At 65.0% G+C, this 21,482-nt stretch carries 13 protein-coding genes and 1 tRNA gene; 9 read left to right on the plus strand and 5 right to left on the minus strand.

Annotation, left to right across the window (positions count from 1 at the left end; translation table 11 throughout):
* Both QMA10_RS09245 and QMA10_RS09250 read left to right on the plus strand, forming a co-directional pair.
* Positions 1-1,830: sugar-binding domain-containing protein (locus QMA10_RS09245; protein WP_290167736.1), on the plus strand; the 1,830-nt coding region annotated here is incomplete at its 5' end.
* Positions 1,831-2,059: 229 nt separating this feature from the next.
* Positions 2,060-6,562: an ExeM/NucH family extracellular endonuclease gene (locus tag QMA10_RS09250; RefSeq protein ID WP_290167739.1), complete on the plus strand. Its 4,503-nt coding sequence runs from the start codon at positions 2,060-2,062 to the stop codon at positions 6,560-6,562.
* 96 nt (positions 6,563-6,658) lie between these two features.
* Here QMA10_RS09250 and QMA10_RS09255 read toward each other — a convergent pair whose 3' ends face one another.
* On the minus strand, positions 6,659-7,609 hold the full coding sequence (locus QMA10_RS09255; protein WP_290167741.1) for a zinc-binding dehydrogenase: 951 nt from the start codon (positions 7,607-7,609) through the stop codon (positions 6,659-6,661).
* Positions 7,610-7,727: 118 nt separating this feature from the next.
* Positions 7,728-9,482 carry a cytochrome c oxidase subunit I gene (gene ctaD, locus QMA10_RS09260; RefSeq protein WP_290167744.1) on the minus strand — a complete coding sequence of 585 codons (1,755 nt, stop codon included), beginning with the start codon at positions 9,480-9,482 and terminating at the stop codon, positions 7,728-7,730.
* A 221-nt stretch (positions 9,483-9,703) separates the two neighbouring features.
* Between ctaD and QMA10_RS09265 the strand changes: the two genes are divergently transcribed.
* Entirely contained in the window at positions 9,704-11,197 is a 1,494-nt protein-coding gene (locus tag QMA10_RS09265) for an aldehyde dehydrogenase family protein (protein WP_290167746.1), read from the plus strand.
* 119 nt (positions 11,198-11,316) lie between these two features.
* The gene (locus tag QMA10_RS09270; protein WP_290167747.1) at positions 11,317-12,237 is read left to right on the plus strand and encodes an alpha/beta fold hydrolase; all 921 of its coding nucleotides are present in this window, start codon (positions 11,317-11,319) and stop codon (positions 12,235-12,237) included.
* A gap of 16 nt (positions 12,238-12,253) precedes the next feature.
* Here QMA10_RS09270 and QMA10_RS09275 read toward each other — a convergent pair whose 3' ends face one another.
* Both QMA10_RS09275 and QMA10_RS09280 read right to left on the minus strand, forming a co-directional pair.
* The gene (locus QMA10_RS09275) at positions 12,254-13,468 is read right to left on the minus strand and encodes an MFS transporter (protein WP_290167749.1); all 1,215 of its coding nucleotides are present in this window, start codon (positions 13,466-13,468) and stop codon (positions 12,254-12,256) included.
* A 44-nt stretch (positions 13,469-13,512) separates the two neighbouring features.
* Positions 13,513-15,528 carry an FAD/NAD(P)-binding protein gene (locus QMA10_RS09280; protein ID WP_356834414.1) on the minus strand — a complete coding sequence of 672 codons (2,016 nt, stop codon included), beginning with the start codon at positions 15,526-15,528 and terminating at the stop codon, positions 13,513-13,515.
* A gap of 162 nt (positions 15,529-15,690) precedes the next feature.
* On the opposite strand from QMA10_RS09280, the gene QMA10_RS09285 reads away from it, so the two are divergent.
* The 4 genes from QMA10_RS09285 to QMA10_RS09295 all read left to right on the plus strand — a co-directional run bounded on the left by QMA10_RS09285 (position 15,691) and on the right by QMA10_RS09295 (position 19,600).
* The gene (locus QMA10_RS09285) at positions 15,691-17,829 is read left to right on the plus strand and encodes a prolyl oligopeptidase family serine peptidase (protein ID WP_290167750.1); all 2,139 of its coding nucleotides are present in this window, start codon (positions 15,691-15,693) and stop codon (positions 17,827-17,829) included.
* Between the two features lie 114 nt (positions 17,830-17,943).
* Positions 17,944-18,031 (plus strand) — tRNA-Ser (locus tag QMA10_RS09290).
* Positions 18,032-18,226: 195 nt separating this feature from the next.
* Positions 18,227-18,505, plus strand: a complete 279-nt coding sequence (locus QMA10_RS17675) for a CoA transferase (protein ID WP_356834458.1) — start codon at positions 18,227-18,229, stop codon at positions 18,503-18,505.
* A 66-nt stretch (positions 18,506-18,571) separates the two neighbouring features.
* Positions 18,572-19,600: an aldo/keto reductase gene (locus QMA10_RS09295; protein ID WP_290167751.1), complete on the plus strand. Its 1,029-nt coding sequence runs from the start codon at positions 18,572-18,574 to the stop codon at positions 19,598-19,600.
* Between the two features lie 32 nt (positions 19,601-19,632).
* On the opposite strand, the gene QMA10_RS09300 is transcribed toward QMA10_RS09295, so the two are convergent.
* On the minus strand, positions 19,633-20,382 hold the full coding sequence (locus QMA10_RS09300; RefSeq protein ID WP_290167753.1) for a hypothetical protein: 750 nt from the start codon (positions 20,380-20,382) through the stop codon (positions 19,633-19,635).
* 87 nt (positions 20,383-20,469) lie between these two features.
* Between QMA10_RS09300 and QMA10_RS09305 the strand changes: the two genes are divergently transcribed.
* Positions 20,470-21,294 (plus strand): crotonase/enoyl-CoA hydratase family protein, encoded by an 825-nt coding sequence (locus tag QMA10_RS09305; RefSeq protein WP_290167755.1) that lies wholly within the window; start codon positions 20,470-20,472, stop codon positions 21,292-21,294.
* Positions 21,295-21,482 lie beyond the last annotated feature (188 nt).

The raw sequence follows: 21,482 nt of genomic DNA on the forward strand, positions 1-21,482 counted from the left end.
CAGTTTGTCCGGGAGCAGTGGATCAATCTCAATGGTGCCTGGGACTTCGAGATAGACCGCAGCGATTCGGGCCTGGACCGCGGCCTCCTGCAGCGCCCCCTGCTGGGTTCGATCATTGTGCCGTTCGCTCCCGAATCCGAACTCTCCGGAATTGGAGAAACAGACTTCATGGACGCGGTCTGGTACCGCCGCACCATCACCGTTCCGTCGGACTGGAACGGATTGCGCCCCATTCTGCACTTCGGCGCAGTGGACTATGACGCCACGGTTTGGGCCAATGGCACCGAAGTGGCAAAGCATCGCGGCGGTTTCACTCCCTTCGACGCAGACCTCTCTGCTGTGGCAGGCCCGGGCGACGACGTCGAAGTCACCGTGCGTGCCCGCGACCTGCACGGTGAAGTACAGGCCCGCGGCAAGCAGGCCACCTGGTTTGCCAACACACACTGCCAGTACACCCGGACCACCGGCATCTGGCAGACAGTCTGGCTTGAAGGCGTGCCCCCCACTGCTGTCACCCGGATTCAAATCACTCCCAACGTGGCCTCAAGCAGCTTCACAGTCACCGCACCGCTGACGGGAAACCTGCCGGAGGGCCGGCTGAATGTTTCCTTGACGGACAATGACGGCCGCAGGGTGGCCGAAGCGTCGGTGGGCACCGGCTTTGACCTCGCTCCCACGCTGGTCCTCACCCTGGCCGAAGCTGACGTTCGGCTCTGGGATGTGGGCAACCCCCAGCTGTACGGAGTGGAGGTCTCCCTGTTCACGGGGGACACCCGGGTGGACAGGATCCGCAGCTACACCGCATTGCGCTCAGTCAGCATCGATGGCAATTCCTTCCGCCTCAACGGCCGCCGGGTTTTCCAGCGCCTGGTGCTGGACCAGGGCTACTGGCCTGAATCGCTGATGACGGCGCCGTCGGACCAGGCGCTGATTGATGACATTGAATTGTCGCTGGCCGCCGGCTTCAACGGCGCCCGCCTGCACCAGAAGGTCTTTGAGGAGCGCTTCCTGTTCCATGCGGATCTGCGCGGCTATCTGGTCTGGGGAGAGTTCGGCGACTGGGGCGTTTCCGGTCAGGGCCCCATGGGCGACAACCAGAAACCTGACGCGTCCTTCATATCCCAGTGGCTTGAGGCGGTCCAGCGGGACATCAACCACCCCTCGATTGTGGGCTGGTGCCCCCTGAATGAGACCCACCAGGTGCTCCACGACCGGATTACGGTTCTGGATGATGTCACCCGTGCCATGTTCTTGGCCACCAAACTTGCCGACCCCTCCCGTCCGGTCATTGATGCCTCCGGATATTCTCATCGGGTGATGGAAACGGATGTCTATGATTCGCATTCGTATGAACAGGACCCGGAAGCCTTCCAGGCCGAGCAGCAGGGCCTTGCCGACGGCAAGCCGTTCCTGAACCGCCCGGCCACTCTGGGGGAAATCGGTCTTCCGCACGGGAAGACCGAGTACTCCCTCCCATATGCCGGCCAGCCTTTCTTCGTTTCCGAATACGGCGGCATCTGGTGGAACGAGCAGGAAGCAGTGGCCGCGGCTGAGGGACGTGCCCCGGTTGCCGTTGGCAGCGACCAAGCCGATTCCTGGGGGTACGGAGACCGCGTCCGGTCCGAGGAGGAGTTTTACGCCCGGTTTGAAGGTTTGACCAACGTACTCCTTGATGACCCGAACATGTTCGGGTACTGCTACACCCAGCTGACGGACGTCTTCCAGGAGAAGAACGGCGTCTATGACTTCAAGCGCGGGGATAAGTTCGACGTCGAACGCCTGCGCCGCGTTCAGCAGCGTCCGGCGGCTTACGAACAGCGGACGGATTAAGCCGCAATTCCCTGCATCCAGCGATAGAAAGCGCTGCCGGCTTTCCATCCGGCAGCGCTTTTCTCCTTAAATCCCACCCTCTGTTAGCTCCAGCTCCACCGGCGTGTCACCCGTTTGTAACCCAGACCACATAGTATTACGTGCGTCACTCCAGTAACCCCCCTTCGGCGCCGCTCGGCGGTGTCCACAACCGTCGGCTGGCATCCCAGCGGACCAAGGAGCAAGAGGCATGAAAAGACCATTCTGGAAGGCTGCGCTGGGAACCACCCTGACAGCCGGCCTGCTGGCAGCACCAATCACGGCGCTTCCGGCCTTTGCACAAGACAGCCGTGCAGCTGTTGCCCCCGGCATCATCATCAATGAGGCCTACCTGAGCGGCGGCAGCGCCAACGCGCCGTTCGTCAACAAGTTCGTGGAGCTGTACAACCCCACTTCCGCCGACGTCAGCCTTGACGGCTGGTCCCTCCAGTACCGGGCAGCGGGTTCGACGGCGGCTCCCACCGGCATCGGTGCACTCTCCGGCACCATCCCCGCCGGCGGTTACTATCTGGTGTCCGGCGCCTCCAACGGAGCCGCCGGAGCACCCCTGCCCGAAGCCGATGCGACCATCGGCGCCAGCTTCTCCGGGTCGGGCGGCACCCTCATCCTGTCCAGCCAGTCCACCCGCGTGGATCCGCTGCCCACCGGTTCAGTCACCGCCGCCGCCGGCGTCGTTGACCTGCTGGGCTACGGCACCTCGAACACCTTCGAAACCTTGGCCGCCGCCGCGCCGGCAGGCAACAGCGATCCCAAGTCCCTGAACCGGACCGGGTTCGCCGACACGAACAACAACGCGGCAGACTTCGTGCTCAACGCGGCCGTGACCCCCACCGGAACGGGCGGAACGGCTCCCACTGAGCCGACCCCCACACCCACACCGACGCCGTCACCCACTGCGCCCGTCGAGCCCCCTGCCGGCGCCGTGCCCATCGCCGAGATCCAGGGCTCCGGCGACACCAGCCCTCTGGTGGGACAGAACGTCACCACCCGCGGGATAGTCACCGGTGTCTATCCCACCGGCGGCTTCAACGGCTACTACATCCAGACCCCCGGCACAGGCGGCACGCTGGATCCGGCCGCCCACACCGCTTCGGACGGCATCTTCGTGTTTTCCGCAGACACCGTCGGCTCCGTCGCAGCAGGCGACTATGTTGAAGTCACCGGCGCCGTGGGCGAATACTTTGGCCTCACCCAGCTCACCGTTGCCGCCGGCCAGATGACCAAGCTCGAGGAGGCGGCCGAAGAGGTCAAGCCCGCCGCTGTTGCCTGGCCCGCCTCCGATACGCAGCGCGAAGCCCTCGAGGGGATGCTGCTGGCACCGCAGGGCAGCTACACCGTCACCGACAATTACTCCCTGAACCAGTACGCGGAGATTGGGCTGGCTGCCGGCGATTCGCCCCTGGTCCAGCCCACCGCTGTGGCTCCCGTGGGCACCCCCGAGCACGCCGCCGTCGTCGCCGACAATGCGGCCCGTGCCGTGAAGCTCGACGACGGCACCAGCATCAACTTTCTGGGCGCCGCCAACCAGGGCATCCCGCTGCCCTACCTGACCCTGGACAATCCGGTGCGCATCGGGGCAGCCGCCACCTTCACCACCGGCGTCATCCTGGACTACCGCAACAGTGCCTGGAAGTTCCAGCCGCTGACCGCGCTCACCGCTGAGAACGCCGCGGAGGCCGCCCCGGCGTCGTTCGAAGCCACGCGCACCGCCGCTCCGGAAAGCGTGGGAGGCAACCTCAAGCTCGCCTCCTTCAACGTGCTGAACTACTTCAGCACCACGGGCACGGACCTCACCGGCTGCACCTACTACAACGACCGTTCCGGCGCGCCGCTGACCGTGCGCGGCGGCTGCGATGCCCGCGGCGCCGCAAACCCGGAGAACCTGGAACGCCAGCAGGCAAAAATCGTGTCCGCCATCAACGCCCTCGGCGCCGACGTCGTGTCCCTGATGGAGGTGGAGAACTCCGCCGTGTTCGGCAAGGACCGTGACGATGCACTGGCCAACCTGACCGCTGCCCTGAACGAGGCCGCGCCGGGCACCTGGGACTATGTCCGCTCCCCCGCGGCACTGCCGGACGATGAAGACGTCATCCGCACCGCCTTCATCTTCCGCACGGCCGCTGCAGAACCGGTGGGTGAATCCGCCATTCTGAACGATGAAACCGTGTTCTCCAACGCCCGTGAACCACTGGCGCAGGCCTTCAAGCCCGCCGGCGGGGAAGACAACTCCACCATCCTGGCGGTCAGCAACCACTTCAAGTCCAAGGGATCTGCTCCGTCAACCGGCGAAAACTCCGACACCGGACAGGGCGGCTGGAACGCTGACCGAGTGCGGCAGGCCCGGGCGCTGGCAGCCTTCGCTGACGCTGAAGCGGAAGCCGCCGGCACGGAAAAGGTCTTCCTGCTGGGTGATTTCAATTCATACGCCGCCGAGGACCCGATGACCGTTCTGGCCGAGGCCGGCTACGTCAACCTGGGCAAGGCCACCGGCAAGCACTCCTATGCCTTCAGCGGACTGGTTGGTTCCCTGGACCACATCCTGGCCTCTGAGGAAGCAGCGGAAGCCGTGACCGGTGCCGACATCTGGAACATCAACTCGGTGGAGTCCCTGGCGCTGGAATACAGCCGCTACAACACCAATGTCACCAACTTCTACGCTCCGGATCCGTTCCGTTCCTCGGACCACGATCCCATCCTCGTCGGTTTGGACCTCACCCCGGCAGGGACCGAAACCGAGAAACTGAACCTGCTGAACATCAACGACTTCCACGGCCGCATTGATGCCAATACCGTCAATTTCGCCGGAACCGTTGAACAGCTCAAGGCCGCCGCACCCGAGGGCAGCTCGCTGTTCCTCTCCGCCGGAGACAACATCGGCGCTTCGCTGTTCGCGTCCTCCGTGCAGCAGGACAAGCCCACCCTCGATGTGCTGAACGCCCTCGGACTGCGGGCCTCGGCCGTGGGAAACCACGAGTTTGACGCCGGATACGCCGATCTGACCGACCGGGTTGATCCGGCTGCGGACTTCCCGTACCTGGGCGCCAACGTCTACCTCAAGGGCACCGCAACCCCGGCTCTGGATGAGTACACCATCCTGGACGTCAACGGTGTCTCAGTGGCAGTGATCGGTGCGGTCACCGAAGAGACCTCCGCGTTGGTCACCCCGGGCGGCATTGCCGACCTGGAGTTCGGCGACCCTGTGGAAGCCGTCAACCGGGTCGCCGAACAGCTCCAGGCGTCCGGAGACGTCGACGTCATTATCGCCGAATACCACGAGGGCGCCGGCAGCGGCACCCCGGACGGTGCTTCCCTGGAAGAGGAACTGGCGGCCGGCGGTGCGTTTGCCGAGATCGTCAACGGCACCACACCGCTGGTGGACGCCATCTACACCGGACACACCCACAAGCAGTACGCCTGGGATGCACCCGTTCCCGGCGCCGGCGGCAAGACCCGTCCGGTGCTGCAGACCGGTTCCTACGGTGAGTTCATTGGCCAGATCACGCTGGACTACAACCCGGCCACGGATGAGGTGCTGTCCTACACGGCAACCAACGTTCCGCGGACCACCGCGAGCGCCGCGTCACTCGTGGCCACCTATCCCGCCGTGGCAGAGGTCAAGTCCATCGTGGACGCAGCCCTGGCCTCCGCCGCGGAGATCGGCAACCAGCCGGTTGGCTCGGTCACCGCTGACATCACGACGGCGTTCAACGGCACCGCCCGCGATGACCGCAGCGCGGAATCCACGCTGGGCAACCTCGTGGCCGACTCCCTGCTGACCACGCTGTCCTCCGCGGAGCGCGGCGGTGCCGAAATCGGCGTCACCAACCCCGGCGGGCTGCGGGCCGAGCTGTACTACGGCGACGACGGCGTGATCACCTACGCTGAAGCCAACGCCGTGCTGCCGTTCGTCAACAACCTGTGGACCACCACGCTTACCGGTGCCCAGCTCAAAACAATGCTGGAACAGCAGTGGCAGCCCGAGGGAAGCTCACGTGCCTTCCTGGCACTTGGCCTGTCCGACAACATCACCTACACCTATGATCCGGACCAGCCGCGCGGCTCCCGGATCCAGACCGTCACCATCAACGGTGCCGCCATGGATCCGACCCGCGCCTACCGGGTGGGCACTTTCAGCTTCCTGGCCCAGGGCGGCGACAACTTCAGCGTCTTCTCCGAAGGCACTGACACCCGCGACTCCGGACTCGTGGACCGTGATGCCTGGATCAGCTACATCGAGGCGAACAGCCCGCTGTCACCGGACTTTGCCCGCCAGGGCGTCATCACCAAGGGCGCCCCGGCAACTGCGAAGGCCGGAACCGCGGTGTCCTTCACCGTATCCGGCCTGGATCTGACCTCGCTGGGCAGCCCCGCGAACACCGGACTGGCCGCCAGCTGGGTGAATGCAGCCGGCACCTCCACCACTCTGGGCACCGCTTCCGTGGCGTCGGGCACGGCTACCGTGAACGTCACCCTTCCGGCGTCGGCTGCCGGCGCCGGAACCCTGGTACTCACCGCGGCTCCGTCCGGAACCACTGTGACTGTTCCCGTCACAGTGGAGGCTGCGCCGACCGTTCCGCCGGCTCCGGTGTGCAAGGCTCCGGTTCCGCCCCAGTACTGGTGGGACGTCCGGGGCTGGCTCCGATACGCCATCGAATGGGCCAAGTATCTGGTCTGCCTGAGCCAGCGCGGCTAATCCCGCACTGACACGAGGCCCAGCGCCTGAGCACTAAAGGGCGGTGCCGCCCGGACCCGGGGTCCGGACGGCACCGCCCTTTTTGTGTGTAACCCGCTAGTCCCCGAAGCGGGCGACGAGCCGGCCGAGCACCTGGTTGTTCTTCAACCGCTCAAGTCCTTCGCCCACCTGATCAAAGGAGATTTCCTCGTAGCCCGGGGTGATCTCGCCGCGAAGCATCAGGTCAAAGACCTCTTCGATGTCTGCCACGGTGCCGCCGAGCGAACCTTCGATGGTCTTACCCAGGACGGAGTTGGTGGCCACGGTAAAGGTGGGCCGCCCGAGGCCCACCTGCACCACCTTGCCGCCGCGTTTGACCGCGTTCACGGCTTTCTGAGTGGTATCGAAACCGGCGTAGTCAACAATGAGGTCGAAGTCGCCGCCCCGCCGCGGATCGGTCACCCATTCCGCGGCGTCTTTAACGCAGGAAACCGCACCGGCTTCCTTTGCAGCAGGCCAGGCTTCCTCCTTCATCTCGGCCACGTGCACCTCAGCACCGGCAAGGACTGCAGCGCGTGCACCTATCTGCCCCAGGCCGCCAAAACCGATCACGCCAACCTTCATGCCTTCCTTGGCACCGCCGGCCTTGATCATGGCGTGATAGGAGGTCATGCCGGCGTCGGTGGCCAGCGCGGCCAACGAGAGGTCCAGTCCGTCCGGAACCCGGGCAAGGTCGCGGTAGTCCGCAGCCAGCTTGTCCGCGAAGCCGCCCGGGGTGAACATCCCCAGCGGCGGCTGAACGCCGGAGGAGCAGACGCCCACCACGTCGCCCACCTTGAAGCCCGTGACCTCCGAGCCCAGAGCCGTGATGACTCCCGCGTTTTCGTGACCCTGTGTCATAGGAAGGAACGGCATGGCCTGGTCCCCCACCTCCATGTACATCACGTCGGAGTGGCACAGGCCTGCAGCCTTGACGTCGATAATCACCTGGGTGGGGCCGGGAACCGGCTCCTCAACCTCGTTGAGCTGGATCGGCTGCTGTTCCCCCATGTACTGCCAAGCCTTCATGACTCGTCCTTTCTGCCGGGGCCGAGGGCGGCGGGCCCCGTGCGTGCAGCGTCTGGACGGCACGCGTGTTCGAGAACCCTCAGAGCCAGTTTAAATCCACCGGGCAGGCACTTCCGGGCTAGTCGCGCGGGTCCGGGTCATTGGGCTTTTCGCTGCCCATGTCCGCGGCGCCGAAGACCTTCACCGCCGGGTTGTCCGTCTCCTCGTTGGGGCGCGGCTTGAGCTCCGGATGGTGCAGGTCCAGGGCCGGACGCTCGGACCGGATACGGGGCAGGGAGGTGAAGTTGTGGCGCGGCGGCGGGCAGGAGGTGGCCCATTCCAGCGAACACCCGAAGCCCCAGGGGTCATCAACGTCCACCCGGCGTCCGCGGCGCCAGGTGATGTAGACGTTCCAGAAGAACGGAATCATTGAAACGCCCAGGATCATGGAGGAAATCGTGGACAGCTGGTTCATCGCGGCGAAGTTATCCTCCACCAGGTAGTCGGCGTAGCGGCGGGGCATGCCGATAACACCCAGCCAGTGCTGGACCAGGAATGTGCCGTGGAAGCCAATGAACAACAGCCAGAAATGGATTTTGCCCAGGCGCTCGTTCAGCATCTTGCCGGTGAATTTTGGCCACCAGAAATAGAAGCCGGCGAACATGGCAAACACCACGGTTCCGAAGATCACGTAGTGGAAATGGGCCACCACAAAGTACGTATCAGAGACCTGGTAGTCCAGCGGGGGCGAGGACAGGATGATGCCGGTCAGGCCGCCGAAGAGGAACGTGATGAGGAAGCCTATGCTCCACAGCATGGGGGTCTCAAACGTGATGGATCCCCGCCACATCGTGCCGATCCAGTTGAAGAACTTCACGCCCGTTGGCACCGCGATCAGCATGGTCATGAAGGCGAAGAAGGACTGCATGATCGCGCCCGTGACGTACATGTGGTGGGCCCACACGGTGACGGACAGTGCGGCGATGGCAATCGTGGCGAAAACGAGTCCCTTGTAGCCAAAAATCGGTTTTCGGCTGAAGACCGGAAGCACTTCCGAAATGATGCCGAAGAACGGCAGCGCGATGATGTACACCTCGGGGTGGCCGAAGAACCAGAACAGGTGCTGCCACAGGATGGCGCCGCCGCGCTCGGGGTCGAAGATGTGCGCTCCGAACCTCCGGTCCGCGCCCAGTGCAAACAGCGCGGCGGCCAGCGGCGGAAACGCCATGAGAATCAGGATGGCTGTGACCAGGGTGTTCCACGTGAAGATTGGCATCCGCCACATGGTCATCCCGGGGGCACGCAGGCAGATGATGGTGGTGACGAAGTTGACCGCACCCAGGATGGTTCCGAATCCGGACAGCGCCAGTCCAAACACCCACAGGTCTCCGCCGATCCCCGGCGAGAACGTGGTGTTGGACAGCGGGGCATAGGCGGTCCACCCAAAGGACGCCGCACCCTGGGGTGTGATGAATCCGCTGACCGCAATGGTGGAGCCGAAGAGGAAGAACCAGAAAGCCAGTGCGTTCAGACGGGGGAAGGCCACGTCCGGCGCTCCGATTTGCAGCGGCATGATGACGTTGGCGAAGCCGGAGAACAGCGGGGTTGCGAACATCAGCAGCATGACCGTGCCGTGCATGGTGAACAGCTGGTTGTACTGTTCCTTGGTCTGCAGGATCTGCATTCCGGGTTCGAAGAGTTCGGCGCGGATCACCAGCGCCATCACCCCGCCCAGGCAGAAGAAGATGAATGATGCGATCAGGTACATGTACCCGATGGTCTTGTGGTCCGTCGAGGTGATCCAGTTGACGACGATGCGTCCTTTGGACAGCGGAACGACGCGCGGCGCGACGAAGGTGCCGGATTCATCTGCGGAGTACTTGAGCGTCGACATGCAGTGCCATCCTTGGGTGCATAGGCCAGAACCACGTACTTCCAGCGGCCCTTTCGGAGCCGGCCGTTTCTGTATCGTAGGTCTCCGCTTTTGCTGCCGTCCAGAGGTTTGTGCTCCCGGCTCCTCCGGAAAGCCCACGCAAAGCCGGAGGCTGCAGGGAATGAAAGTCTTTCGAGTCCGGTTGTGACGGGGACATGCATCGAGACTCCAAGGAGAAACACATGACAACGCAGGTTCAGTCACAGACTCCGGCCCGCACGGACTGGATTCCTTCGAAGCAGTACATTGCCGGTCAATGGCGCGACGGCGGTTCGGAAAAGACCCTCTCCGACAAGAGTCCCTTTGACGGCACCGAGCTGATGAGCATCCGCCAGGCATCCCGGGAAGACCTGAACGAGGCCTACACCGCAGCGGCCAAAGCCCAGCTGGAGTGGGCGGCGCAGACGCCGGCCGCCCGACGCGCCGTCATGGAACGCGCAGCAGAGATCTTCGACGAGCGCCGCGACGAAATCATCGCCTGGCTCGCCGCCGAATCCGGCAGCACCGTCATCAAGGCCAACATCGAAGTGGACTCCGCGCGGTCCATCACCAAGGAATCGGCCACCTTCCCGCACCGTGTATCCGGCAAGATCCTGCAGTCCGATGTTCCCGGCAAGGAATCCCGTGTGTACCGCGGCCCGCTCGGCGTCGTCGGCGTCATCAGCCCCTGGAATTTCCCCCTCCACCTGTCCCAGCGCTCCGTGGCGCCCGCGCTGGCACTGGGCAACGCCGTCGTCCTCAAGCCCGCGTCGGATACCCCGGTGACCGGCGGACTGATGATCGCCCGCATCTTCGAAGAAGCCGGGCTTCCCGCCGGCGTCCTCAGCGTCGTCGTCGGCGCCGGGTCCGAAATCGGTGACGCCTTTGTGGAGCACCCGGTCCCCTCGTTCATCTCCTTCACCGGATCCACCCCGGTGGGCAAGAATCTTGGCGCCCTGGCCGCCTCCGGACCCACGCTCAAGCATGTCGCCCTGGAGCTCGGCGGCAACAGCCCGTTTGTGGTCCTCGCCGACGCGGACGTGGACCAGGCGGTCAAGGCCGCCGTCATGGGCAAGTTCCTGCACCAGGGACAGATCTGCATGGCGGTGAACCGGATCATTGTCGAGGACGCCGTTTATGACGAATTCGTGGAGAAGTTCGCCGCGCACGCCAAGACGCTGAAGTCCGGCGACCCCACGGACCCGCAGAATACTGTGGGGCCGATCATCAACGCCAAGCAGCTCGAAGGCCTGCAGAAGAAGATTGAGCTGGCCAAGGAGCAGGGCGCACGGCTTGTTGTTGAGGGTGAAACCAACGGACAGGTCCTCTCCCCTTACGTCTTCGCGGACGTTACCCGGGACATGGAACTGTTCCAGGAGGAAATCTTCGGTCCGATCGCAGGCATCATCCGCGCGGCCGACGCCGAAGATGCCCTGGCGCTGGCCAACGCCAGTGACCTCGGGCTGGCAAGCTCGGTCTTCACCTCGGATCTGGACCGCGGCGTCCTGTTCGCCCGCCGCATCAAGGCCGGTATGACCCACGTCAATGACATTCCGGTCCAGGATGAAGCCCATGTTGCCTTCGGCGGCGAGAAGAACTCCGGTCTGGGCCGTTTCAACGGCGAATGGGCCATCGAGGAATTCACCACCGACCACACGGTGACCCTGCAGCGCGAGCCGCGGCAGTACCCGTTCTGATCGGTGCCGCTTCCCCGCGGAGCTGAAAGCTGAAAGGATGCCGTCCCGGATGAATGCCGGGGCGGCATCCTGCTTTTGCCCGGCGCCAAGTACAAGACAAGTACAGGAAAGGGATTCCCATGCAGACCAGGCGGCAGTGGACAGTGGAGAACGACGGCGCCCGGCTGGCCGTTTTCGAGTACGGCCTGCCGGCGGCACCGGCGACTCCCACAGTGCTGCTGGTCCACGGCTACCCGGATGACCATACGGTGTTCGGCAGCGTCATCGAGGACCTGGCCACGGACCACCGGGTCCTCGCCTACGACACGCGCAATGCCGGTGCATCGCGGGTGGACGCTGTGCCGGCCGGGGGAAATCCTCTCCAGCCGTACCGCCTGCCGCTGCTCGTCAACGACCTCTACGCCGTGCTGGCATCGGCCAACACCGGTGGCCCGGTGCATCTGGTGGGCCATGGCTGGGGGTCCATCCAGTGCTGGGCCGCAGTCCGCGATGACCGCGCCGGCGGCAGGATCCGCAGCTTCACGAGCATTTCCGGACCCGACATCGGACACCTGCGGCGTTGGTTCGCCGCGTCCCTGCGGTCCCCGCGCCGCTGGCTGCTCGCTGCCGGCCAGGCCATGCGCAGCACGTATGTGGCGTTCTTCCAGCTGCCCGCCCTGCCGGAGCTTCTCTGGCCGCTGCTGGGACCGCGCTATGCACAGCGCGCCGGAACCAGTGCACGGACCGCCTCGGACAACGGGGTCCGCGGCCTGCAGCTGTACCGCGCCAACCTGCTCGGCTCAGGCGTGAGCGCAGCAACCGGGCAGCCGCCCCTGGAGGTACCCGTTCACGTGGTTGTCCCGCTGCACGATCCCTTCCTCTCGCCGCGGCTGACGGACGGGCTGCGTGAGGAGGTAAAGGATCTGCGGATCAGCGCCGTCGACGGGGGACACTGGTGGCCCGTCGAAAACAGCGGGGCGTTTTGCCGGCTGCTGCGGCAAAACGCTCCGGCCCCGGACAGCGCAGACGGGGCTGGCCAAACGGACCAAAGCGGCCGATAACCTGATCAGCCCGAAACTACCGGGGTTCTTCGGCAGGAACATCGGCCGCACCCAGCTTACGAAGAGCCCAGGGGCCCAGCACGGCACCGCTCAGGATCAATGCCCCGGAAACCAGACACGCCGCCTGCCAGGAACTGAACTCATAGAGCACGCCTGCGGCCACGGCGCCGGCGGCCGCACTGAGCAGTCCCACCGCGGTGTAAACGCCCATGGCCGTGCCGACACTGTTCGGGGCTGCTTCGGCAACCACGGACTGTTCAATCGGCATGAGCACGGCAAACGCCACTCCGCTGAGAATCCACAGGATTGAAATCAGCACCGGGCTGCCGACCCACGCCAGCGATACGGCAAAGGCCGCGCTAAAAACAGACGCGGCCATGACCGCCCGGCGCCGCCCGATCCGCACAACGGCCCGGTGCAGGACGGGAGGCAGGACCATCATGGCAATGGCTCCGGGAAGAAAGACATAGGCGGCCTCAATGACCTCCAGTCCCATCCCGCGCTGCAGGTGCAGCAGCAGCAGAATGGAAACGGCGGCTTCGGCCACCGTGGTGGTTGCCGAAGCGATCAGCATGGGCTGCACAAGCCGGGCAACAACCCCGGATCCCGCTCGTCCTGTGGTTTCCGCTTCAGTGCCGTCCGGCACCCGGGCCTGCCGGACGGGGCTCGCGAACAGCGCCACAGCGCCCACCAGGCAGGCCACACCGCATCCTGCGAGCACCGGGGCGAAGAGGGTGGTCTGTCCCAGTAACATCAAGCCGGCGACGAAGGCGATCCAGGAACCGGTTGACTGCACGGACATAAACCGCGCAAAGACGCCGGAGTCAACCGCCAGCCGTTCGCTCACAATGGCACGCAGGGACACCCATAGGACGGCTCCGCCGGCACCGCCTACAGCAGCGGCAGCGAGGGCCAAAGGCAGGGAATCTGCGATGGCGTATCCGAAGCAGGAGATCCCGTAGACAACAGCACCGGTTCCGGCCAGAGTTCGCCGTTCCCTGCTGTCGGCCAGCCGTCCCGCCAGCGGGCGGACAAGGACTGAGACCAAGAGCTCCGCCGCTATCAGCAGTCCAACCTGCGAGGCGCTGGCGCCGAGGGCAATTCCGGCCCACAGCGGGATGAGGAAATCGATCAGTTCAGCAGGACCGTAAGTCAATCCGGCAGCGAGCAGTGCAGACCGTTCCCGCCGCAGCACGCTTCCTGATTCCCCGGCAGAGGTTTTCGCAGACATCGCCTGAGCATAGGCACGCATGCGTGTGCAGGCAAGGAAACGGGTCAGCTGGAACTGGCGAGGCCCGCTCCCTGGCGCTCATTTTCCCCGCCGGTCCGGCTGCCGCCGGCCGCCGCCGCCAGGACCGCGGCCGCAATATCGTCCGCATCCCGCAGCGTGCGGGCCCCGGCCCCGGCCGAAGAACCCGCTTCAGCGGCAATCGCGGTTCCCCACTGCACCGATGACAACTGGAGTCCCAGTACATACAGGTCCTCCTGCGGCTCACCGCTGATGCCCACCGGCCGGTATGGCGGCGCGGTGACGTCCAGCCCGGGAGTGATCACCGCCGTCCCGTCCGCTGCCATCATGACCTTCGGCCGTGCCTGGCCGTCGCGCAGTATCCCGCTGAGCAGCGGAGAGATGTTCCGGTCCACCCGGTTTGGCGGCATCATCGCTTCCACCAAAGTCCGCGCCGCATATTCCGTTCCCGCCCACGGCGACGTACCGGTGAACACACCGCGCGCTTCATCCACGTCGAACCGCGGATCCGGGCCCACAAAGTGCACGACGCCGGCACGCACCAGAGCCGCCAGCTGTTCGATCCGCTCGGGCGGAGGACCGCTCGCCAGCCCCTCGACCAGCGGCTCAAACCAGCCCCGCAGTTCGGAGAGCCAGGACGCGTCGGCGAGTCCGCCGTCGGCCACTATGGATTTCAGCAGCGTGCGTCCGGCGTTGAGGGCACCGATGGCCATCTTCAGGGGATCGTCTTCGCCCGCGGCCGATCCGGCGGCGTCGTCCTCCAAGTAGGTGAGGATTGCGTTGTCCAGGTCCTGCGCGTCCCGGTATGGACGGCGGCCCAAAGGCTGGGCCAGGGCTTCGAGGTTGGTGCGCCGATCCGCCGGCACAAAGCGGTCCAGGACCTTTTCCTTGGCCCGGTCCCATTCGGCGCCGGGCAGTTCCAGGGCTGCCCGCAGTTCTTCGAGGAACAGCTCGGCCGGTTCCAGCAGTTCGTGTGATGACACCCGGGCCAGCGTGGAGTAGTAGGCCCAGACGGCGTCGCGGTGCAGCAGCGGCCACAGATCATGGTCGAAGCCGGGCAGAATACCCTGCCGCTTGAAGGCCTCAGCTGCTTCCGGAGTGAGATAGCGCAGCTGAACACTGCGCGGCACGTAGGAGTCCAGCCGTGCCTTGGCCCGGTACGGGGTTCCCCGCCGCGAGGCCGCTACCAGGACGGGTTCGCGGCCGCTGGGCTCGTAGCGCAGTGCCCGGCCCGCCGGGAGTCCGCTGGGCAGGAAGCGTCCGCCGCGGCCGGTAGTCACCTGGATCATGATGTCGAAAAAGTTCAGGCCGAGACCGCGGACAAGCACCGGCTCACCCGCAGGAAAGACGCTGAAGTCCACATCCGAGGGAACAGCAGGCGGCAGGTAGCGCAGATTGTGGCGGTCCGCGGCGTCCCGCAGCCTGTCCTGATCCGCGCTCAGCGCTGCGGGAAGGTGTCCCAGGGCAAGCACAACGGCGTCAGCGTCGATGCTGCCTTCGCCCGCCACATCCAGGACCCAGCCCGAACCTGTGTCCGGCCGGACCAGGCTGAGCACCTCGGCGCGGACGTGTTCCAGCTCCACTCCGGCAGCGAGCGCCGCCTCCTGAAGCTGCGCGTAGGTCCACTCGAGGTAGCGTCCGTACACGGCCCGGCTCGGGAAAGCCCCCGATGTCAGGCCGGCCAGTTCCTCCCGGTCCGCGGCGGGCAGGTCCGCCGCGTTGCGTGGTTCGGCCATCAGCATCCGCCACTGGTCAAAGGACAACCCGCCGGACGGCGACGCCGGCAGCTCATCCGCCGTGGCACCGGCCGGAACCACGGTCGGAAAGAGGCAGGGCGTGTTCATCAGGAACAGCCGGGACTGTCCGGTGCGCCAGACGTGGCCCGGTCCGGGGTTGAACGGGTCAAAGACCGTAATTCTGAGGGCGGGGCGGCACTCAGGCGGCAGGGCCAGGTGCCTGGCCAGGATGCGTTCCACAACAGAGATTCCGCGCGGTCCCGCACCAATCACGGCCACCTGGAAGCTCTGCGTGGTATTCATCATGCTTCAAGAGTATCTGCCCGGTAGCCGCGGCTCAGGAGAGGTGCGGGCGAAGGCACCCCGGAACTGCAGGTATCCGCGCGCCCATCTCCGCCGTAAAAGGGTGGACGGGCAGCCCGACACCGGTGCAGCCGCCGCCGGTCTCATCGCCCCTAGGATGGGCTCATGACTTCCTCGACTCATGACCAGTCCCCCGCACCGTTTGCCGATGATGAGTTCCTGTGGCTGGAGGACATTTACGGCGACAAACAACTGGATTGGGTGCGCGCCGAGAATAAGGTCACCGAGGAGCTGCTGTCCGAAACAGGCTTCCGGGACACCGAGAAGCGTCTGCTGGAAGTCCTGGACTCCACCGACCGGATACCGATGGCCGCGAAACGGGGCGGTCATTACTACAACTTCTGGCGAGACGCCGAGCATCCCAAAGGCTTATGGCGCCGCACCAGGTGGGAAAGCTACTGCACGGACAATCCGGACTGGGAAATCCTGCTGGACGTGGATGAACTCAGCCGCGCCGAGGATATCGACTGGGTCTGGGGCGGCTCGGCATTCCTGCGCCCAACCGAAGGCGGCCCTTACCGCAGGGCATTGGTGGCCCTCTCCCCCGACGGCGGTGACGCCGCCCGCTACCGTGAGTTCGACGTCGTCGACCGCGCCTTTGTTCCCGGGGGTTTTGACATTCCTGCGGCGAAAAACCGGATCAGCTGGGCCGGGCCGGATGAGCTCTACGTCGGCACCGACTTCGGCCCCGGCTCCATGACCAGCTCGTCCTATCCGCGCACCAGCCGAATCCTTCGCCGCGGGATGGAACTGGCAGACGCGGTTCCCTATTTCGAGGTTCCCGAGGACCACATGATGGCGGTGGTGGCGCACGACCAGACTCCCGGATTTGAACGGGATCTCGCCGTGGACATCGTGGACTTTTACAACAGCTCCACCTTCCTGCGCCGCGGTGATGCCTGGGTGCGCCTGGACGTTCCGCTGGATGTGACTGTGGATGTGCACCGGCAGTGGCTTGTGCTCCGTCCGCGCACGGACTGGCAGCCGGGCGACACCGTGCATGCGGCAGGTTCCCTGCTGGCGGTGGAACTGGAGGCCTTCCTCGCGGGCAGCCGGGATCTTCTCACGCTGTTTACGCCGGACCCGGCCACCTCGCTGCAGTCCTGGAGCTGGACCCGGGACTACCTGCTGCTGAACCTGCTGCGCGATGTCTCCTCCCAAATCTCGGTGCTGGATCCGGCTAACGGGTGGGCCGCCTCCGAACTGGAGGCCTGTCCTCCCCTGCACAGCGTCGATGCCTACGCCGTGGACGATGAGGATGAGGAAGCCGGCAACGATTACTGGCTCATCAGCACCGGTTTCCTGACCCCGTCCACGCTCTCCCGCGGAGTCCTCGGCCAGGCTGAAGGTGGCGAAGCAGCGTCGGTTAAGACGTCGCCGTCGTTCTTTGATGCTTCTGCCTGCACCGTGGAACAGCACTTTGCGGTCTCCGCTGACGGCACCAGGGTGCCCTACTTCCAAGTTGGCCCCAAGGACCTGGCGCTCGACGGCGGCAACCCCACGCTGCTGAACGGGTACGGCGGCTTCGAGCAGGCGCTCACTCCCGCCTACAGCGGACTGGTGGGCAGGGGCTGGCTGGAGCGCAGCTTCACCGACGCAGCCGGGGTGCAGCGCGGCGGCGTGTACGTGCTGGCGAACATCCGCGGCGGCGGGGAATACGGCCCCGAATGGCATCGGGCGGCCCTGCAGGAAAACCGGCACCGCGCCTACGAGGATTTCGCCGCCGTGGCGCAGGACCTGATCGACCGCGGCGTCACCTCGAGGGAGCATTTGGGCTGCACCGGACGCAGCAACGGCGGTCTGCTCGTCGGCAACATGCTCACCACGTATCCGCACCTGTTTGGAGCCGTGTCCTGCGGGGTGCCGCTGCTGGACATGCGCCGCTACACCAAGCTCTCCGCCGGGTACTCCTGGATTGCCGAATACGGTGACCCTGATGATCCCCGGCAGTGGGAATTTGTGCAGACCTTCTCCCCGTATCACCTGATCAAAGAGGATGCCGATTATCCGCCCGCACTGATCTGGACCGCCACCAGCGATGACCGTGTTGGACCGGTGCAGGCGCGGAAAATGGCAGCACGGATGAAGGCCATGGGAGCGGAGAACGTCTGGTTCCACGAAGCATTGGAAGGCGGCCACGCCGGCGCTGCCGACAACCGCCAGGCCGCCCGTATGCATGCCATGTCCTATGAATTCCTCTGGGAAGCCCTCACCGGCGGCCTCCGCGGGGGCGGTGCGGCCTAGGAAGCCGGCTGTCCGGAGCCGTTCCGGCCTGCGGCGTTTTGCTCTAACCCGCCCCTTATGGGTAGTCTTGTCAGGCTGGCAGCGGAAGCTGCAAGCCATGTTGAGAAGCATGTTGGAGACGTGCCAGAGCGGCCGAATGGGCTTCACTGCTAATGAAGTGTGGGCCTAAAGCCCACCGGGAGTTCAAATCTCCCCGTCTCCGCGCTAAAACCCCCGGGCAACCGGGGGTTTTTTTGTTTCTTACGACCGCCGGCCCACCGTATTGGCCAGTGCGCCTATACCGGCGATTTCAACCTCCACCCTGTCTCCGGGCTTCAAAGTGATCCACCGGGTTATCCACTCAAGAAGCTCGCCCACGCCAAACACCATGTCGGAGGTTTGGCAGTCCTGAACAATCATCAACGGCGCGGGAATCCCCTGCGGCCCCGTGCTGTCAGTGGACGAAGTTTTCAACCACCCCCTCGCAACGGAATTGGAATTGGCCGGCACGGTGCGTCATACAACGTTGGGCGACTTGCAGGTGCTGGGCCGTCCTGCCGACACAGGTGACGCGCCGTGGCTGCACTCCGCTCCCCCGCTCCTGGGCGAACACAGTCATGCCGTGCTATCCGACCACGGCTTTTCGGATGCCGAAATCGCTGGGTACACGCAGCGCGGCATCATCGCCCAGAGATAGGGAGACAAGTACCGGCCGACCACGCATATGCTGTCAGTCCGACAGAATCAAGCAAAGGACCCTTCCATGGAAATGCGCCTTCTGGGCCGCAGCGGCACTGTTGTCAGCAGTTACGCCCTCGGCACCATGACCTTCGGCAACGAATCGGACCAGCACGTCTCCCACGCACTGCTGAACGCCTACGTCGAAGCCGGCGGCAACTTCATCGACACCGCGGATGTCTACACCGAGGGTGCCTCTGAGGAAATCATCGGCCACTGGCTGCAGGCCCGCCCGGAGGCGGCGAGGAACCTGGTGCTCGCCACCAAGGGCCGGTTCCCCATGGGCGCCGGACCGAATGATCTGGGCACCTCGCGCAGGCATCTTCGCCAGGCACTGGACGCGTCGCTGAAGCGGCTGGGTGTGGACCACATTGACCTGTACCAGCTGCACTCCTGGGACCCGCTGACCCCTCTGGAAGAGACCCTTGGTTTCCTCCAAGACGCCGTCACAGCCGGAAAAATCAGCTATTACGGCCTCTCCAACTTCACCGGCTGGCAGCTGACCAAAGCGGTGTACACCGCCCGGATGCACGGCTGGAACGAGCCGGTGACCCTGCAGCCGCAGTACAACCTGCTGGAACGCGAAATTGAGTCTGAAGTAGTGCCGGCAGCGCTCGACGCCGGACTGGGCCTGTTGCCCTGGTCGCCCCTGGCAGGCGGATGGCTCACGGGCAAGTACCGGAGGGAATCAGTTCCGGCGGGCAAGACGCGGGTTGGAGACAACCCCGCCCGTCAGTTCCAGGGCTGGGATCTGCGCAGCAACAATGAACACACCTGGCAGATCATCGATGCCTTGAAAGCCATTGCCGATGCGCATCGAGCCAGCTCTGCCCAAGTGGCCCTGGCCTGGCTTGCCGCCCAACCGGGTGTCACCTCGGTGATCCTCGGTGCCCGCACGGTGGAGCAGCTCACTGACAATCTTGGTGCTGCCGCCCTCCGGCTCACTGCTGCCGAGGAAAAGCAGCTTACCGAGCTGAGCCGGCCGGCCGTTGGCAACTATCCCTATGGAGCAGACGGCCGAAACCAGCGCTCCCGGCAGCTTCCCCCGGCATAACAGGCGAACGGGCAGGACATCTGCGGCAGATCCTAGAAGTCCTCCGGGCGGAGGTTCTTGACCCACTTGCTGATTTCGTCTTCTTCAGGAGTGGCGGAAGGTTTGGCTGCCGGACCCTGGCGGGGCTTGTCCGCGGAAGCGAGCGGGCCCTCCGGCGCTGCATCCTTCGGATTGATATCCTCCCGGTCTGATTTCCTGTCCGCCTCCAGGTCAGGGGCGTGCAACGTGTCAGGGCCCAAATGCTGATCCGCTGCTGTCCGGCCAGTGACCGGTGAACCGGTGTCCCCGATTTTCGGAGACCCCGGTTCGCCGGCTTCCCCCGGTTCAGCCGCTGCAACCGGTTCAGCGGCTGCAACCGGTTCAGCGGCTGCAGCACCGGCAGGAGCGTCCGGGGCCGGACGCTGCGGCTTTTGCGGCTGCTGAGGGTGGTGCGGCTGCGGGTGCACCGCGAGATTCTCCACTGCGGCGCCTGCGGCACGGACCCCGACGCCGGTGAACTGGGCGTAAAGTTTGACGGCCTTAATGGGATGCCCCTGGGCAATCGCTGCGTACACCTGCTGGTGCTGGGTCTCGTCCAGCCGCGCATTGGCCTCGCGCGCCGCCTCAACGGAGGTCCGGGGCGTTCCCGGAGCAGCTTTGGCCGCTCCCTTGGACGCACTCCGGCTTTCTCCGCCCGCCGGAGACTCGCCGTCGGTCTGCTTCTTCCTCCGCTGGGCGCGGCTGATCACGAAGTTGACCGCAACAATGGCTACGACAAAAAGAACAATCACCAGGAACTCCATATACCGATCCTAGCTTTGCCCGCGGCAGCGGCACCTTCCTGCCGGTATATTGACGTGCAGCCCTGCCCGCTGATCATTGGAGACGCCATGAGCCTGAGCACTTCCCTGCGTTCGCTGAGCCTGCGCATTGCTGACGGAGTAGCCGACGTTGAGCTCATAGGTCCGTCCAAGGGAAACGCGATGGGACCGGATTTTTGGCGGGAACTCCCCGAAGTCTTTGACGCCCTGAGCGCGGATGAGAGCGTGCGCTCCGTGCTGCTGTACGGTTCCGGCGGAAACTTCAGCTACGGGCTGGATCTGCCGGCCATGGCTCCGGTTTTTGCTCCCATGCTGTCTGCCGACGGCATGGATGCCCGCCGGCGGGAAGGCTTCCGGCGCAGTATTCGTGACCTCCAGGAGTCAGTGAATTCTCTGGCCCGCTGCGCGAAGCCCGTCATCGCAGCCGTGGACGGCTGGTGCATCGGCGGTGCGATTGACGTCATCGCTGCCGCAGATATCCGTATTGCGTCCCCGGCCGCCAGGTTCAGTGTCCGGGAGGTGAAGGTTGCCATAGTTGCGGACCTGGGATCCCTCCAGCGGCTTCCCGGCATCATCGGCGAAGGACCTACCCGACATCTCGCTCTCACCGGCGAAGATTTCGACGCCGGCCGCGCCCACAGCCTGGGGCTGGTCACAGAACTGGCGGACGACGTCGTCGGCCGCGGACGCGAACTGGCCGCCGTGGTTGCCGCTAATCCTCCGCTGGTGGTGCAGGGTGTGAAACAGGTGATGAACCACGGCCGCGAAGCCTCCGTCCGGGCCGGGCTCGATTACGTTCAGGTCTGGAACTCGGCTTTTCTGGCCAGCCGTGATTTCCATGAAGCGGCAACCGCCTTCGCTGAACGCCGTCCCGCAGTCTTCACCGGCGACTGAAGTTTCCTGCACCGTCCCGGTCGAGTGTGGGCATCCCGCCGCTCACTCCCGCCGACTGTAGACATCCCGTTGACTTAGCCCGCCGGATTCCGGCAGGAGCTCGACACTCGACCAGCGGAAACAACATCTGCTCGACATTCGATGGGTGACTGACTCCCACACCAGCGACACTCAACGGGCGACATTCA

It is taken from the genome of Arthrobacter sp. APC 3897, assembly GCF_030407495.1.
GTDB lineage: Bacteria > Actinomycetota > Actinomycetes > Actinomycetales > Micrococcaceae > Arthrobacter_B.